This window comes from Vibrio sp. NFR (assembly GCF_027587095.1).
In the GTDB taxonomy this organism is placed as follows: Bacteria; Pseudomonadota; Gammaproteobacteria; order Enterobacterales; family Vibrionaceae; genus Vibrio; species Vibrio harveyi.
In genome coordinates, this window is record NZ_JAPPTN010000003.1 from 126,346 (window position 1) to 141,494 (window position 15,149).

16 protein-coding genes and 1 other RNA gene are annotated in these 15,149 nt (G+C 45.3%); 4 read left to right on the forward strand and 13 right to left on the reverse strand.

Annotated features, from left to right (window positions below):
* Positions 1–28 precede the first annotated feature (28 nt).
* From OH463_RS07025 to rsmI, 5 genes are all read right to left on the reverse strand, one after another.
* Positions 29–1,834 (reverse strand): peptidoglycan glycosyltransferase FtsI, encoded by a 1,806-nt coding sequence (locus tag OH463_RS07025; protein ID WP_005447785.1) that lies wholly within the window; start codon positions 1,832–1,834, stop codon positions 29–31.
* Positions 1,831–2,148, reverse strand: a complete 318-nt coding sequence (gene ftsL, locus OH463_RS07030; RefSeq protein ID WP_005428577.1) for a cell division protein FtsL — start codon at positions 2,146–2,148, stop codon at positions 1,831–1,833. The genes OH463_RS07025 and ftsL overlap by 4 nt, the downstream gene beginning before the upstream one ends.
* Positions 2,149–2,153: 5 nt before the next feature.
* On the reverse strand, positions 2,154–3,104 hold the full coding sequence (rsmH, locus tag OH463_RS07035) for a 16S rRNA (cytosine(1402)-N(4))-methyltransferase RsmH (protein WP_005447784.1): 951 nt from the start codon (positions 3,102–3,104) through the stop codon (positions 2,154–2,156).
* A gap of 176 nt (positions 3,105–3,280) precedes the next feature.
* Positions 3,281–3,709: RNase P RNA component class A (gene rnpB, locus OH463_RS07040), an RNA gene on the reverse strand.
* A 356-nt stretch (positions 3,710–4,065) separates the two neighbouring features.
* Positions 4,066–4,929: a 16S rRNA (cytidine(1402)-2'-O)-methyltransferase gene (gene rsmI / locus OH463_RS07045; protein WP_005447783.1), complete on the reverse strand. Its 864-nt coding sequence runs from the start codon at positions 4,927–4,929 to the stop codon at positions 4,066–4,068.
* 68 nt (positions 4,930–4,997) lie between these two features.
* Here rsmI and OH463_RS07050 point away from each other — a divergent pair, with 68 nt between their 5' ends.
* From OH463_RS07050 to OH463_RS07065, 4 genes are read left to right on the forward strand one after another with little or no spacing between them, the layout of a single operon-like run.
* Complete coding sequence (locus tag OH463_RS07050) at positions 4,998–6,809, forward strand: penicillin-binding protein activator (RefSeq protein ID WP_009697603.1); 1,812 nt, start codon at positions 4,998–5,000, stop codon at positions 6,807–6,809.
* Entirely contained in the window at positions 6,796–7,164 is a 369-nt protein-coding gene (locus OH463_RS07055) for a YraN family protein (RefSeq protein WP_005447774.1), read from the forward strand. Before OH463_RS07050 ends, OH463_RS07055 begins: the two co-directional genes overlap by 14 nt.
* A 3-nt stretch (positions 7,165–7,167) precedes the next feature.
* Entirely contained in the window at positions 7,168–7,758 is a 591-nt protein-coding gene (locus tag OH463_RS07060) for a phosphoheptose isomerase (RefSeq protein WP_005447772.1), read from the forward strand.
* A gap of 22 nt (positions 7,759–7,780) precedes the next feature.
* Positions 7,781–8,422 carry a BON domain-containing protein gene (locus OH463_RS07065; protein WP_005447770.1) on the forward strand — a complete coding sequence of 214 codons (642 nt, stop codon included), beginning with the start codon at positions 7,781–7,783 and terminating at the stop codon, positions 8,420–8,422.
* A 63-nt stretch (positions 8,423–8,485) separates the two neighbouring features.
* Here the strand turns inward: OH463_RS07065 and sspB are convergent, their stop codons facing one another.
* The 8 genes from sspB to zapE form a co-directional block, all read right to left on the reverse strand.
* Positions 8,486–8,965 (reverse strand): ClpXP protease specificity-enhancing factor, encoded by a 480-nt coding sequence (sspB, locus tag OH463_RS07070; protein WP_005447768.1) that lies wholly within the window; start codon positions 8,963–8,965, stop codon positions 8,486–8,488.
* A 19-nt stretch (positions 8,966–8,984) separates the two neighbouring features.
* Entirely contained in the window at positions 8,985–9,620 is a 636-nt protein-coding gene (sspA, locus tag OH463_RS07075) for a stringent starvation protein SspA (protein WP_005436105.1), read from the reverse strand.
* A 96-nt stretch (positions 9,621–9,716) separates the two neighbouring features.
* The gene (locus tag OH463_RS07080; protein WP_009697600.1) at positions 9,717–10,454 is read right to left on the reverse strand and encodes a cytochrome c1; all 738 of its coding nucleotides are present in this window, start codon (positions 10,452–10,454) and stop codon (positions 9,717–9,719) included.
* Positions 10,451–11,716, reverse strand: coding sequence for a cytochrome b (locus OH463_RS07085; protein ID WP_005447764.1), 1,266 nt, complete (start codon positions 11,714–11,716; stop codon positions 10,451–10,453). Before OH463_RS07085 ends, OH463_RS07080 begins: the two co-directional genes overlap by 4 nt.
* The gene (petA, locus tag OH463_RS07090) at positions 11,716–12,306 is read right to left on the reverse strand and encodes a ubiquinol-cytochrome c reductase iron-sulfur subunit (RefSeq protein WP_005436095.1); all 591 of its coding nucleotides are present in this window, start codon (positions 12,304–12,306) and stop codon (positions 11,716–11,718) included. The genes OH463_RS07085 and petA overlap by 1 nt, the downstream gene beginning before the upstream one ends.
* A 547-nt stretch (positions 12,307–12,853) precedes the next feature.
* Positions 12,854–13,246, reverse strand: a complete 393-nt coding sequence (gene rpsI / locus OH463_RS07095) for a 30S ribosomal protein S9 (RefSeq protein ID WP_005436094.1) — start codon at positions 13,244–13,246, stop codon at positions 12,854–12,856.
* Positions 13,247–13,261: 15 nt separating this feature from the next.
* Positions 13,262–13,690, reverse strand: coding sequence for a 50S ribosomal protein L13 (gene rplM / locus OH463_RS07100; RefSeq protein ID WP_005372872.1), 429 nt, complete (start codon positions 13,688–13,690; stop codon positions 13,262–13,264).
* A 254-nt stretch (positions 13,691–13,944) separates the two neighbouring features.
* Positions 13,945–15,048, reverse strand: coding sequence for a cell division protein ZapE (gene zapE, locus OH463_RS07105; RefSeq protein WP_005447762.1), 1,104 nt, complete (start codon positions 15,046–15,048; stop codon positions 13,945–13,947).
* Positions 15,049–15,149 lie beyond the last annotated feature (101 nt).

Below are 15,149 nucleotides of genomic sequence, written 5' to 3' on the forward strand. Positions count from 1 at the left end.
TTTTGTTTCTTAGCAGACTTATATAAGCCTACTGTTGGAATTTATTTTCGTCAGGGGCAACATTCAAGATTTGCAGCGCACCTTTCATGATTTCAGAAAAGACAGGAGACGCTACTGAACCACCGTAGTAATCATCACCTTGTGGCTCATTCACAATCACTACCAACGCAATTCGCGGGTCGCTCACAGGCGCAAGACCAGCGGTATACGTAATGTACTCATCACTATAGCCACCTGCTGTCGCTTTACGTGACGTACCGGTTTTTGCCCCGACTCGGTAACCTGGAACAGCCGCTCTTCGAGCTGAACCACCTTTTTGTGTTACCGTCTCTAGCATATCTAACACTTGACGAGCATGCTCTTTGCTCACCACTTGGCGTGACATATCGTTATCGTTACTTTCGATAATATGAATTGGTTCGTATTTTCCTAAGTTGCCTAGCGTCGCGTACGCATGAGCAAGCTGAATTGGCGTGATGGATAAGCCGTAACCAAAAGAAATCGTTGCTCGCTCAATAGGAGACCAACGAGAGCGGCTTGGGAAAATACCGGTCACCTCACCAACCAAGTTCAAGCCGGACAATTCGCCCAAACCAACAGAGCTATACAAACCCAATAACGCTTCCACTGGCATTCGCATCGCAAGCTTGGTCACACCGATGTTACTCGATTTTTTCAAAATCTTGGTCAGGCTTGCTTTACCTACTTTGGACACGTCACGAACACGGCTACCACCGAGTTGAAGAATGCCATTTCCGGTGTCGACGATCGTATCTTTGTCCGCCACACCATTTTCTAAAGCGGCTAAGATCACGAATGGCTTAATCGTCGAACCAGGCTCCATTGAGTCGGTAATAACTCGGTTACGCATCTTGTAGCTTTGCCAGTCGCTGCGGTTATTTGGGTTATAAGATGGCGCATTCACCATCGCCAACACGGCACCTGTTTTTACATCAAGCATTACTGCAGAGCCGGAAGTTGCACGGTGATCGGCTACAGCTTGCTTAATTGCGCGATACGCGATGGCTTGCAGTCTTTGGTCAATGGTCAGTTGCAGCGGCTTACCTTCTTGCTTCTCTTCCAAAGCAATGTTCTCGACGACACGACCATAACGGTCTTTACGAATGGTTTTCTTACCCGCAGCGCCAGTCAGCCATTCATCGTAGCTACGTTCAACACCTTCTAAACCATGTCCATCAATACCTGTCACACCGACTAAGTGGGCACTAACTTCACCTGCGGGATAGTAACGACGAGATTCGGATTTCAACCCCACACCCGGCAGCTTTAACTCTCGAATGTAGTTCGCCATCGCTGGACTTACTTGACGTTGAAGGTAAATAAAACGGCGGGATTCGTTCTTCTTAATTTTGTTAATCAGACCTTGGCGATCTAAACCAAGCACGTCGGCAAGTGCATACCAACTTTTAGTTTGCTGCAGTGCGCCTTCTTTAAAGATGGTTTTCGGGTCTGCCCAAACGGCTTCTACCGGTACGCTCACTGCCAGCGGTTCACCGTTACGGTCAGAGATGATCCCACGCGCGGAAGGAATGGCTTTTACACGGATAGAACGAAGATCACCTTGCTTGATAAGGTTGTCTGGCTCGATGATTTGAATGTAAGCCACGCGCCCAACGAGAAGAGCGAAGGCACAGAAGACAAAAAACAGCAGCAAGTGAAAACGCCAGCGAATCAAAAATGACTCTGGTTCTGCCGTTACTTCTGTTTCTTTTGTTTCTTTGGTGGGTTGCGGTTTTGCTGCAGAAACTTTCTTTTCTTTTGCAGCAGACTTGCGCGTATTTCCTTGTTTAGATTTGGCTTTCTTTCCAATCATTTTAGCGTGATAACCACTTCTTTATCGCCATCTGGTCGTTTCATTTCAAGATCCTTCTTTGCCAAGTCTTGAACGCGACTGTGTTCTGCGAGAGCTGTTTCTTCCAACATTAGGTTGCGCCATTCGCTGTCCAATCGCTCCCGCTCAACCAATGTATGATCTTTTTCAGTGATCGCTTGACGCGCATGGTGGGTTGCAAACACCACTCCCATTGCGGTTGCGAAGATCAAAATCATCAACAACAACGACCAGCGACCGACGGTAATCAAATCCGTCGCTATCAACTTAGCAAGGTTAGGAGTGGTTTTCGTCATAATAATTAAAGCTTTTCTGCAATTCTTAGCACTGAGCTTCGAGAACGCGGGTTCATGTCAATTTCTTGCTTAGTTGGTTTGATAGCTTTACCAACAGGCTTCATGTTTGCACTACCCAGAGCACGAATCTGCTCTTCTGTCATTGGGATACCGTGTGGCACTTCTGGACCTTTACTCTCTTTACGAATAAAGCGTTTTACCATACGGTCCTCTAAAGAGTGGAAACTGATCACTGATAAGCGCCCCTCTGGAGCCAAGATGCTCGCTGCGCCTTTTAGTGCTGTATCAATTTCTTCTAATTCACTGTTGATGTAAATACGAAACGCCTGAAAAGCACGAGTCGCTGGGTGTTTTTTCTCTTTGAAACTCTTTGGAGCGGCATCCGAGATCAATTTAGCTAATTGACCAGTACGAACCATAGGCTCGTTTTCCTCGTCTTCGCGGTATGCCACAATCGCTTTCGCTATGCGACGTGCGTGTTTGTCTTCACCGAACTCGCGAATGACCCAAGTAATGTCATCCAAATCCGCTTCCATCAACCATTGAGAAACGGGGATACCTGATGTTGGGTCCATACGCATATCTAGTGGACCATCTTTCATAAAGCTAAAGCCACGCTCAGCATCATCTAACTGTGGAGAAGACACGCCAAGATCAAGCAGGACACCGTCAACTTTACCAACTAAACCGTATTCTTCTGCGTACTTCGCCATACCAGAAAATGGACCATGAATGATGGTAAAACGAGGGTCGTCGATTTTGCTCGCTTCTGCGATAGCCTGTGGATCACGGTCGATACTGTATAGACGACCATTCTCCCCGAGCTTCGACAAGATAGTTCTGCTGTGACCGCCACGGCCAAATGTTCCATCGATATAGATACCATCGGGTTTGATAGCCAAGCCATCAATGGATTCATTTAATAACACTGAGATATGTTGAAATGTTTCGGTCATAGCTTTCTCGTTGAATGATCTTGAAGCGATTCTTTAGTGTACTGATTTCCCACATCATCGCCACCTCAAGTCTAAAGTTAGACGTGATTCAGCGCCAAGTTTATTGGTAATGACATAGTTTGCGTCAATAAAATGCAAAAAACCCATCACTACCGAAGTAGGGATGGGTCTCGAATAGGTGGAGCCGACACATAAGCCGGGTTCTGTTCCGCTTGCGCGGCGGTAGCCATTCGTCTAGGCCAGCAATCACTCACTGGCTCGAGCAACCTACCCGCCTCCTTACGCGAGCAACGCAATGTGGAGGCCTATTTGGTCTTGCTTCAGGTGGAGTTTACCCTGCTACGAACTATTACTAGTCGTCCGGTGCGCTCTTACCGCACCCTTTCACCCTTACCTGTGCCCTAAGGCCATCGGCGGTCTTCTCTCTGCTGCACTTGTCGTAGGCTTGCGCCCCCCAGGCGTTACCTGGCACCTTGCTCTATGAAGCCCGGACTTTCCTCCCCTTTGTCAGTCTCCCGAAGGACGTCAACGTCAGTCTCCCAAAGGGACTTCGACGTCAGTCTCCCGAAGGACATCAACAAAGCAGCGACTACCCAGTCAGCTCCGATGGCGGATTGTATAGAGTTATCCCTTCTGAGTCTAGTGAGATCACAGATATGATGAAATGAGGATGTTAATTGCTCAGAAAACAAACAAGAATACTTAAATTTGGGGAACATTGCATTGCCGGATTAGAGAACCGGGAGCACGATACCCCGAAGAGAGAACGTTGTAGGTAAGCTTAAAAAATAAAAAGGAGAACCGAGTTGATGGTTCTCCTTTCAAACATAAATTCCCTTAAGATAAATGAACGTCTTGGGATATATTGATAGCTGAGCGCAGGATTGAGACCGCTATATTCTCGAGTCTCACCTCCAGAAGCGAAGCGTTTCCAAAGTGCCGGCGTTCGTTCTAGAAGCTTTTACCCCAAATTCTCCAAGCCCCACTTGTATAAAGCATTCTTCTTCAAACTGTAGATTTCAGCGGCAAGCGCAGCGGCTTTCTTCAATGGTAACTCTTTAGTCAAGATGCCCAATGTACGCGTCGCTTCATCAGGTAGGCTCTCTTCCGTTGAATCTCGGTGACCATGAATCAGTAATACCATCTCGCCACGTTGTTGGTTATCGTCACTCTTCACCCACTCAATCAACTCACCAAGAGGCATTCCTTGAATAGTTTCAAAGGTTTTGGTTAGTTCACGAGCCAATACCACTTCACGTTCTGGACCAAGAACGTCTAACATATCTTGTAGAGAGTCTAAAATACGATGCGGAGATTCGTAGAAGATACAAGTACGTTCAACAGAAGCAATCTCCAAGAACTTGTCTTTACGACCTTTACTTTTCGGTGGTAAGAAGCCTTCGAAACTGAATCGGTCAGATGGTAGACCTGAAGCACTTAACGCAGTGATGACCGCACACGCACCAGGAAGAGGCACAACTCTTACGCCCGCTTGACGACATTTTGTCACCAAATGGTATCCTGGATCGCTTATTAGCGGCGTACCAGCGTCAGAAACCAATGCGATAGACTGACCTGACAGTAGCTTTTCAACTAGAACTTGTGCTTTTTGTTGCTCGTTGTGATCATGCAGCGCAAAAGTTTTGGTTTGGATATTGAAGTGAGACAGTAATTTGCCTGTATGTCGAGTATCCTCAGCGGCAATGATGTCCACATTCGACAGAACTTCGATAGCACGTTGAGTGATATCCGCTAAATTTCCGATTGGAGTCGGTACGATGTATAGAGTTGGCCCCTCATTCGGCAACTTATTTTTATCTGTCATTTGTTTACCATCACTTCAACGATTAATATAGAGACAATTTTGTACAAAATTATAGAGAACTCACGGCAATGATGAACCATAAGAGACTCAGTGTACCACGCTTACTCACTCCTGTTGCACTGGCAATTACGCTCGCCGCCTGTTCTTCAGGTCCGCGACAACCAGATAGCGTAGATATTACACTTGAGCCGACACAGTCTGTTCAGAACTACATGATTCAAGCTGATAGCACCGAAGGTAGCCTACAAAACGACTGGTTGATCATGGCAACCAAAGCGGCAATCCAAGCAAATGAGTTAGACCAAGCTGAGCTGTTAATCAAACGTCTTTCTCGTCAGCAACTGAGCGAAGTTCAACAGGCTGAGTGGCAATTGGCTCGTGCGACCTTACAGCAAAAGCAAGGTAAATACTCACAATTGCTGCAAGGGCTGAACTTTAAACCTTGGTGGAAACTGCCAAGCGAACAGTGGAAAGACTACTACGAGTTGCGCGCGGACGCTTACCAAAGCTTAAACCAACCGTTTGAAGCAAACCGCCAATTGGTAGCCGAAGGTCAATACGCGTCATCAGCAGAGCAACGTGAGATCTCTAGCCGTATTTGGATGAACTTCGGCAGTTACTCTGAAAATGAACTGACGGCATTGCAAACTGAACCAAGCGAAGACGTACTAGATGGTTGGCTACAATTAGCGATCTATGCAAAAACGTTATCGAGCAATATTCCTCAGCTTAAAAACACGCTTGAGCACTGGTTAAGTGAAAACCCTTCACATCCAGCAGCGGTTTATACTCCTGCAGAAATTCAAAACATCCTCTCGTTAGAGATTGTGAAACCAAACAACACAGCGCTTCTGTTACCGCTAACGGGTAAATTTGCTCCGCAAGCACAACTGATCCGCGATGGTTTCATCTTTGCGATGATGAACGACCAAGCACGAGATCCAAGTGCGACGCTGACGGTGATTGATACACACGCTTACAGCGCCGATCAAATCAAACAGCGCTTAATCAATGAGAACATCGATTTTGTCGTTGGTCCTCTACAAAAAGAAAACGTAGAGAAGCTACAAGCGACATTAGACGGTTCCGAAACAGGCGTGAAAATTCCAACATTGGCACTTAACATTCCGGAAGAAGTGCAAGCTGGCACAGACATGTGTTACCTAGCACTTTCTCCAGAGCAAGAAGTTGCACAGGCAGCCAAGTACCTATTCAGCCAAGGCTACCAATTCCCAATGATCTTAGCGCCAAACGGAGCTTATGGTCAGCGTGTTGTTGAAGCGTTTAATGAAGAGTGGAGCAAATACAGCTCAAACAAAGTTGCGACTAGTTACTTTGGTGATAAACGCCAACTGCAAAAGAACATTAATGGTGTATTTGGCTTACAAGAGAGTCAGCAACGCATCGCACAAATGCAGTCTCTGATGCGCATCTCTTTAGAGAGCCAACCTCGTAGTCGTCGTGATGTGGATGCGGTATATATTGTCGCACGCAGTTCCGAACTGACGTTGATCAAGCCATTTATCGAAGTCGCGATTAACCCTGATGCAAAACCACCTAAGTTGTTCTCTAACTCTCGCAGTAACAGTGGTGGCGCAACTTACGAAGATCTATCAGGCGTGGCGTACAGCGACATTCCGATGTTAATCAATCCAGATCCAACCATCGCGACACAAATGAATGAGCTATGGCCAGATCAATCCAATATGGAAAAACGCTTAGAAGCATTAGGTATGGACGCATACAAACTGCTTGGTGAGTTACCGCAAATGAAGTTACTACCGGGCTACTCAGTTGATGGTCAAACAGGTGTATTAAGTATCAACAACAACTGTGTAGTACAACGTGAGTTAGACTGGGCCGAGCGTGGGGCTCTTTAGTAAGCGACAAATCGGCAATCAATACGAAACCCTGGCGAAGCGATATTTGCAGCGTCAGGGTTTGCGCTTTTTAGATCAAAACTTCCTAACGAAAGTCGGCGAAATTGATTTAATTTTCCAACAAGGTGAAACTATCGTCTTTGTTGAGGTCAAATATCGTAAGAATGATGCTTTTGGCTCTGCAGCAGAAATGGTCACCTACGCAAAAATGCGTAAACTAGTCAAAACAGCTCAAATTTGGCTAAGCCAGCAAAAATGCTCGGCACACACTATCGATTATCGGTTTGATGTTATTGCCATTCACGACAGTGGTCGAGACATCAACTGGATACAAAATGCAATCTCTGAAGGATAAACGATGCTAGACAGCATTAAAGACAGTTTTACAGAAAGTATTCAAATTCAAATCGCTGCAGCAGAAGCACTACCAGATGCAATTACTCACGCTGCTCAGGCAATGGTTTCAAGCTTACTCAACGGCAATAAAATCCTATGCTGTGGCAACGGGGGCAGTGCGTCGAATTCACAACAATTTGTCTCTTGTCTTTTGAACCGATTCGAAACAGAGCGCCCTAGCCTACCAGCAATGACGTTGACGGCGGATAACACAACGCTCACTGCCGTTGCCAATGACTACCACTACCAAGAGATCTTCTCCAAGCAAGTACGCGCTTTTGGTCAGCCGGGCGACATCTTGCTCGCAATCTCTACCAGTGGTAACAGCAAAAACATCATCAAAGCAATGGAAGCCGCGGTAACTCGCGATATGACGATCATTGCTCTTACTGGTAAAGATGGCGGTGAAATGGCTGGCTTGCTTGGTGAAAATGATGTGGAGATTCGCATTCCATCACATCGAACAGCACGCATCCATGAAGTACATATGGTGACCCTTCATTGCTTGTGTGACCTTATCGACCAAGTTCTTTTCCCTGCTCACGAAGAATAATTGAAATTGAGAGTTTAGAAATATGATACGTAGTCTTGTCATTTTATTTGCAGCACTCAGCATGAGTGGCTGTGCGGGTTTGTTTATTGCAGGGGCAGCAACTACTGCCAATATCGTTACAGATACACGTACAACCAAAGAAATTTGGCAAGACAACAACATCGAATTTGAAGTTGCAGCGATTGGCAATAAAGCACCATTCAAAGGAAAAGCTCGCGTCGTTGCGAGTTCATACAATGGGACTGTTGTATTAATGGGACAAGCCCCAACTCGCGAACTGATTAATGAGTTTGAACGTCGAGCTCGTGCTGTAAGTGGTGTGAAAAATATCCATAACCAGATCAAACAAAAAGAACCATTGAGCGTAACTCAAATCAGCAACGATAGCTGGATCACCACCAAGGTTAAATCAGCATTACTGACTGATAGCGAGTTAAATGGCATCAAAGTAAAAGTGATTACTGAAGACAGCGATGTATTCTTGTTTGGTTACGTCACGCCACAACAAAGCGATCGAGCAACAGAGATTGCACGTAATATCTCAGGCGTAAAACAAGTGATTAAAGGCTTCCAATATGGTGATGAAAAGCCATTAAAAGTGGAAGAACCAGAAACAACACAGCCTGAAGCAACAGTCACTGAATTAGGCTCTCAAGTGAACTAGCTAGACAGTTGTTTAATACAACTTAGCAGATAATAAAAAAGCAGCGTGGGCACGCTGCTTTTTTTATTTGATAACTCGTAAGCTTGGCCTGCCTTTCGGACGAGGTGCTTCTTCCTCTTCAGACTCCGAGTCCATGACTTCTGAATCATCACTCACGGTAGTAAAAGTTGGTGACTGTTCTTCTTCAACAATCCCTTCTTCTTCGATATGAGTGTACGCTTCTTCAGGTTCAAACATGGTGCCAGCGCCATTCTCTCGAGCGTAAATCGCTTGTACCGCATAAACCGGTACGATCACTGAATGAGGGCGACCACTAAAACGAGCATGGAAGGTAATCGCATCATTACCCAACTCAAGTTGACCAACAGCACGTGGAGCAATATTCAAGATGATTTGACCATCTTGAATAAACTCAACTGGTACACGCACACCCGGCATCGTTGCATCAACCACCAAGTGAGGAGTTAAGTCGTTGTCTACCAACCAATCGTAAAATGCACGAAGCATATACGGACGGCGAGCAGTCATTTTTGCAATATCCATAACGTGTTATCTAAATCGCTTAGCGAACTAGGCGCATTTCACGTTCAGCTTCAGTTAGAGAAGCAAGGAATGAATCACGCTCAAATACGCGGTTCATGTAAACTTTGATCTCTTTTGAACCAGGACCTACAAGGTCGATACCTAGTTGAGGCAGACGCCACAATAGTGGAGCTAGGTAGCAGTCGATTAGGCTGAACTCTTCGCTCATGAAGTATTCGTATTCAGCGAAGATTGGCGCTAGAGTCAGAAGATCGTTACGTAGTTTAGTACGTGCTTTTTCTGATTCTTCCGCGTTACCCTTAACAACTTTTTCAGCTAGTGAGTACCAGTTGCGTTCAATACGGTACATCATCAAACGGCTGTTACCACGAGCAACTGGGTAAACAGGCATTAGAGGTGGATGAGGGAAACGCTCGTCCAAGTACTCCATGATGATTTTTGAATCGTAAAGAGCTAGCTCACGGTCCACAAGAGTTGGTACTGATTTGTATGGGTTCAGTTCCACAAGCTCAGCAGGAAGGTTAGCTTCATCAACAAGCTCAACTTCAACACTTACGCCTTTTTCAGCTAATACGATGCGAACCTGATGGCTATACAAATCTGATGCACTTGAGAAAAGAGTCATCACAGAACGTTTATTGGCAGCTACAGCCATGGAGCCCTCCAGCACACTTACAAATAAAAATAATGGAGGCTAAGCCTCCATTATTCGTCAATTAAAATTGGGAATTAGCACGGTATGATAGCACAATTAATGCACATCACGCCAATACTCTTTCTTGAGCATCACGACAACAATTGTTAGTAGAACGAGGAAGCCCATCACCCACCAACCAAGCGCATGACGCTCTAGTTGAACTGGGTCGCCTGAGTAAACTAGGAAGTTAACTAGGTCACCAACCGCTTTGTCATATTCGCCAGAGCTTAGCTCACCAGTACCGTCTGTTTCAGTACCTACAACGACCTGAACTTCCTCACCATCAACCACTTTCGTGCCGTAGACTGGAGTAGGAATGCCTTGAAGCTCTTCAAGTACATGTGGCATACCAACGCTTGGGAATACAATGTTGTTCACACCGAACGGACGTGATGGGTCAACATAGAAAGAGCGTAGGTAAGTGTACAGCCAATCTGCACCACGAACTCGAGCAACAAGAGTTAGATCCGGTGGCGGAGCACCAAACCAATCACCAGCTTGCTTTGCAGGCATTGCGTTCACCATAAGGTCACCAATTTTCGCTTCAGGGTCGAAAATCAGGTTTTCCTTCATTAGGTCAACAGGAATATCCAAGTCTGTCGCTACTCGCTCGTAACGCTGGTATTGCGTTGAGTGACAAGCAAAACAGTAGTTCATGAATAGCTTCGCGCCGTTTTGTAGCGAAGCTTTATCCGATAGGTCCACGTTCGCCTTGTCTAGCGGTACGTTGGCACCCGCTGCCATCGCGAGAGATGGCAACATAGCAAATAGAATTACAATCCACTTCTTCATTTGAATGTCACCCTCTCTGGTAATGGTTTGGTCGCTTCATTTTTGCTGTAGAAGAACAGCAGGACAAAGAACATGAAGTAACACAAGCTAAAGATCTGAGACAAAAGCGTGTACAGCGGCGTTGCCGGTAGTGCACCCAAAATACCCAGAGCGATAAAGGCGATAGTGAACTGAACAATATTCAATAGGTGAATTTTGCTGCGGTAACGGTAAGAACGAACTTTACAACGATCCAACCAAGGTAGAACAAACAGTACTGCAATTGACGCACCCATTAGGATTACACCCAATAGCTTGTCCGGAACCGCACGTAAGATTGCGTAGAATGGTGTGAAGTACCAAACAGGAGCGATATGCTCAGGTGTCTTCAGTGGGTTTGCAGCTTCAAAGTTAGGTGGCTCAAGGAAGTATCCACCCATTTCTGGGTTGAAGAACAGCACATAACAGAAGAAGAACAAGAAACCAGCCACACCAACTAGGTCCTTAACCGTACCGTATGGATGGAAAGGAATCGAATCGATGATGTCGTATTTCTTCGTGTAGTAATCGTGGAACTTGAACTGTGTTTCGTAATCGTCGCCCATTGAGCCTTTTGGTAGCTTAGTCTCGATACCATCCGGGTTGTTAGAGCCAACTTCGTGTAGTGCCAATACGTGCAGAACAACAAGAAGAAGTAGAACGATAGGTAGCGCAATAACGTGTAGTGCGAAGAAACGGTTTAGCGTTGCACCTGAGATGATGTAGTCACCACGGATCCAAAGCGTTAAGTCATCGCCAATAACAGGAATCGCACCAAATAGAGAAATGATTACCTGAGCACCCCAGTATGACATCTGACCCCATGGTAATAGGTAACCCATGAAAGCTTCAGCCATTAGAACCAAGAAGATCAACATACCGAAGATCCAAAGTAGCTCACGAGGCTTTTGGTATGAACCGTAAATCAGACCACGGAACATGTGCAGGTAAACAACAACGAAAAACGCTGACGCGCCAGTTGAGTGCATGTAACGCAACAACCAGCCGTAATCAACGTCACGCATGATGTATTCGATAGAAGCAAACGCACCATCACCAGAAGGAACGTAGTTCATTGTCAACCAAATACCGGTTAGGATTTGGTTAACCAGTACCAACATTGCCAGAGAACCGAAAAGGTACCAAAAGTTGAAGTTCTTAGGCATTGGGTATTCAGACAAATGCTTTTTATAAGCATTCATCGCGGGAATTCGTTTTTCAACCCAGTCTAGTAGTGCTTGCATTATGCGTCTCCCTCATCAACACCGATCATGAGCTTCGTATCACTCAAGTACATGTGCTTAGGAACCACAAGGTTCAGAGGTGCAGGAACACCTTGGAACACTCGACCAGCCATATCGAATTTAGAACCGTGACATGGACAGAAGAAGCCAGACTTAACGCCTTGAACTTGCTCGGAGAACGTGTCAGGTAGATAGGTCGGTGAACAACCTAAGTGAGTACAGAAGCCAACTGCCACGAAATACTCAGGCTTGATCGAACGATGCGCGTTCTGAGCATAAACTGGCTGTTGTTCCATTTCTGATTGTGGGTCACGAAGCTGTCCGTCGATGTTCTTTAGGTTATCCACCACTTCTTGAGTGCGACGTACAACCCATACAGGCTTACCTTGCCACTCAACACGAACCATCTGACCAGCTTCGATTTTACTGATATCCACTTCCACCGGTGCACCCGCAGCTTTTGCTTTGGCGCTCGGATTCCATGATTTGATAAAAGGCACGGCGACGGCAGCTGCCCCTAATCCACCAACAACTGCCGTTGTAGCGGTTAGAAAACGCCTGCGACCGTTATTTAAAGGCGCGTTGCTCATCCAAACATTCTCCCATTTGCTCCCTTTGGATCGTTATTATTCCGCTTATAAGAGCATGGCTAACAAATAATGAATTTAGTTCTATTTATTGGGGGGAAATGATAAAGAAAACCCTACTTTTTGACAAGATAAAGCTACCTTTTTGTAACAATTGTGAGGCAAATCGCTCACGCCGTCACAAAAGCGGCAAAATTATAAAAAATAGATGTGATTTGTAACAAGAAAGCGAAACGAAGAATGGCTAAGAATGGGATAAAAAGCCTTGTATTCCGGCTGTTTTCAGTCGATTACATAGAAAGATATGTCAAGAATGTGAAGGGACTCCCCACTTTTGTTATCTCCGTCTTGTAGCACGAATAAATCCAGAAAAAGTGCAGATAAAACATTCAAATGTTGCGAGGATATTAAGTGGCGATGTGAAGTTCGATATGAAATGAAAAAACGCTTTTCCACGCATTAGAAAAACAAAAAGCTCGGCATATAGCCGAGCTTTGGTACACAGTATCCAGAGAAACTCTGGAACAGCATAATTTCCGATAAAAGGAAATTAACGCTTAGAGAACTGTGGACGACGACGTGCTTTACGTAGACCAACTTTCTTACGTTCAACGCAACGAGCGTCACGAGTAACGTAACCAGCTGCACGTAGAGTAGGACGTAGAGACTCATCGTACTCCATAAGAGCGCGAGTGATACCGTGACGGATAGCACCAGCTTGACCAGAAATACCGCCACCTTTAACAGTAACGTATAGGTCTAGCTTCTCAGTTAGTTCAACTAGCTCAAGAGGTTGTTTAACAACCATGCGAGAAGTTGGACGACCGAAGTACTCATCAAGGCTACGCTTGTTGATTACGATGTTGCCGCTGCCTGGTTTGATGAAAACACGCGCAGCTGAGCTTTTGCGACGGCCAGTGCCGTAGTATTGATTCTCTGCCATTTTCGAAATCCCCAATTAGATGTCTAGTACTTGTGGTTGTTGAGCAACATGGTTGTGCTCAGCGCCCGCGTAAACTTTAAGCTTACGGTACATAGCACGGCCTAGAGGACCACGTGGAAGCATGCCTTTAACTGCAAGCTCAAGAGCCATCTCAGGTTTACGATCGATCAACTTTTCAAAAGTGATAGATTTTAGACCACCTGGGAATTCAGAGTGACGGTAGTACACTTTGTTCTTAGCTTTGTTACCAGTTACAGCAACTTTCTCAGCGTTGATAACGATGATGTAATCACCAGTGTCAACGTGAGGAGTGTATTCAGCTTTGTGTTTGCCACGTAGGCGAGATGCAATTTCACTTGCTAGACGGCCAAGAGTTTTACCCTCTGCGTCTACAACGTACCAGTCGCGTTTTACAGTTTCTGGTTTAGCAACGAAAGTTTTCATGCTAATAATAACCCGTTAATTAAAATTTAAACTTTAAAGGAACACCCAATAGTGCTCCCACACTGTCTAAGAGCCCAGTCATCACCCCTTCGAGTCGTTGGTACTCTCGACCTTCTATGTCGAAATAACTTCGATAATCAGGTCTGCAGTAACGGTGGGTCGCAGGATTATAGAGAAGAGCGAAGAAAAAATCACCTTTTTTTGCGTTAAATCACGAATTTTTTCTTCACTTTTTTAAGATGAGTTGTCGATTTTTACGCCAGATGCTCTCTAGCGAGGTATTCATGGCTTTGCATCTCAGTCAATCGAGACAAACAACGTTTAAATTCGAACTCTAACTGCCCTTGCGTATACAGAGACTCCATCGAGACTTCTGCAGAAATAATCAGTTTCACGTTACGTTCGTAAAATTCATCGACTAAAGCGATAAAACGTCTTGCTGCATCATCAATCTTACGATCCATCTGCTTCACCTCTGCCAATAATACCGTATGGTAAATACGCGACAGTTCAATATAGTCATTCTGACTGCGTGGTGTCTGGCAAAGTTGCTCAAAAGACGCATGTAGCACGCCATCACTTGCTTCAATTACTTTAACTTCACGATGATTTACTTCAATGCTGTGCGCTGCGACCTTTCTTTCGCCAATCAACTGGTGGTAGTACTTATTGAGATTGACGGACGCTTGTTCATCTAGCGGATAATGGTAGATTTCAGCTTGTTGCAGCGTTCTTAGACGGTAATCCACTCCACTATCGACATTAAGCACGTCACAGCGCTGAATGATCATGTCTATCGCTGGTAAGAAGCGCGCCCGTTGTAAGCCATTACGGTACAAGTTTTCAGGTTCAATGTTGGATGTTGCAACCAAAATCATCTGGCGTTTAAACATCTCTTGCAGCAATGTCGCTAAAATCATCGCATCGGTAATGTCAGAAACAAAAAACTCATCGAAGCAGACCACATCCGCTTCTTTTTTGAATAAGTCAGCGACTTTTGACAGTGGATTTTCAACTTCCCCTAACCGCTTGAGTTCATCATGGACTCGATACATAAAGCGGTGAAAATGCACTCGCATCTTTCGTTCTGTAGGCAACGCGTCAAAAAACGCATCCATAAGATAAGTTTTACCACGCCCAACACCACCCCAAAAGTAGAGCCCTTTCGGCGGTTCTGGTAATTCTGGCTTTTTACCAAGTAATTTCTGCCAAGTGCTAAGCTGAGGAATAGGCGCAGACTGAAACTCTGCAATCGCATGGTAAAGATTGTCTAAAGCAACGACAGCGTTATATTGGGCTTCATCACGCTGGAATCCATGCTCTGCTATGTCTTGTTGGTATCGTTTTAATGGTGTCATGGTATAGAGTCGTATCAGAGGTACAGAAAAAATTGTCACCTCGGGGTCAGCGTTGAGCATAGAGAGAGGTAGATATCAGTCCCCGAAGACTTACCGCTATT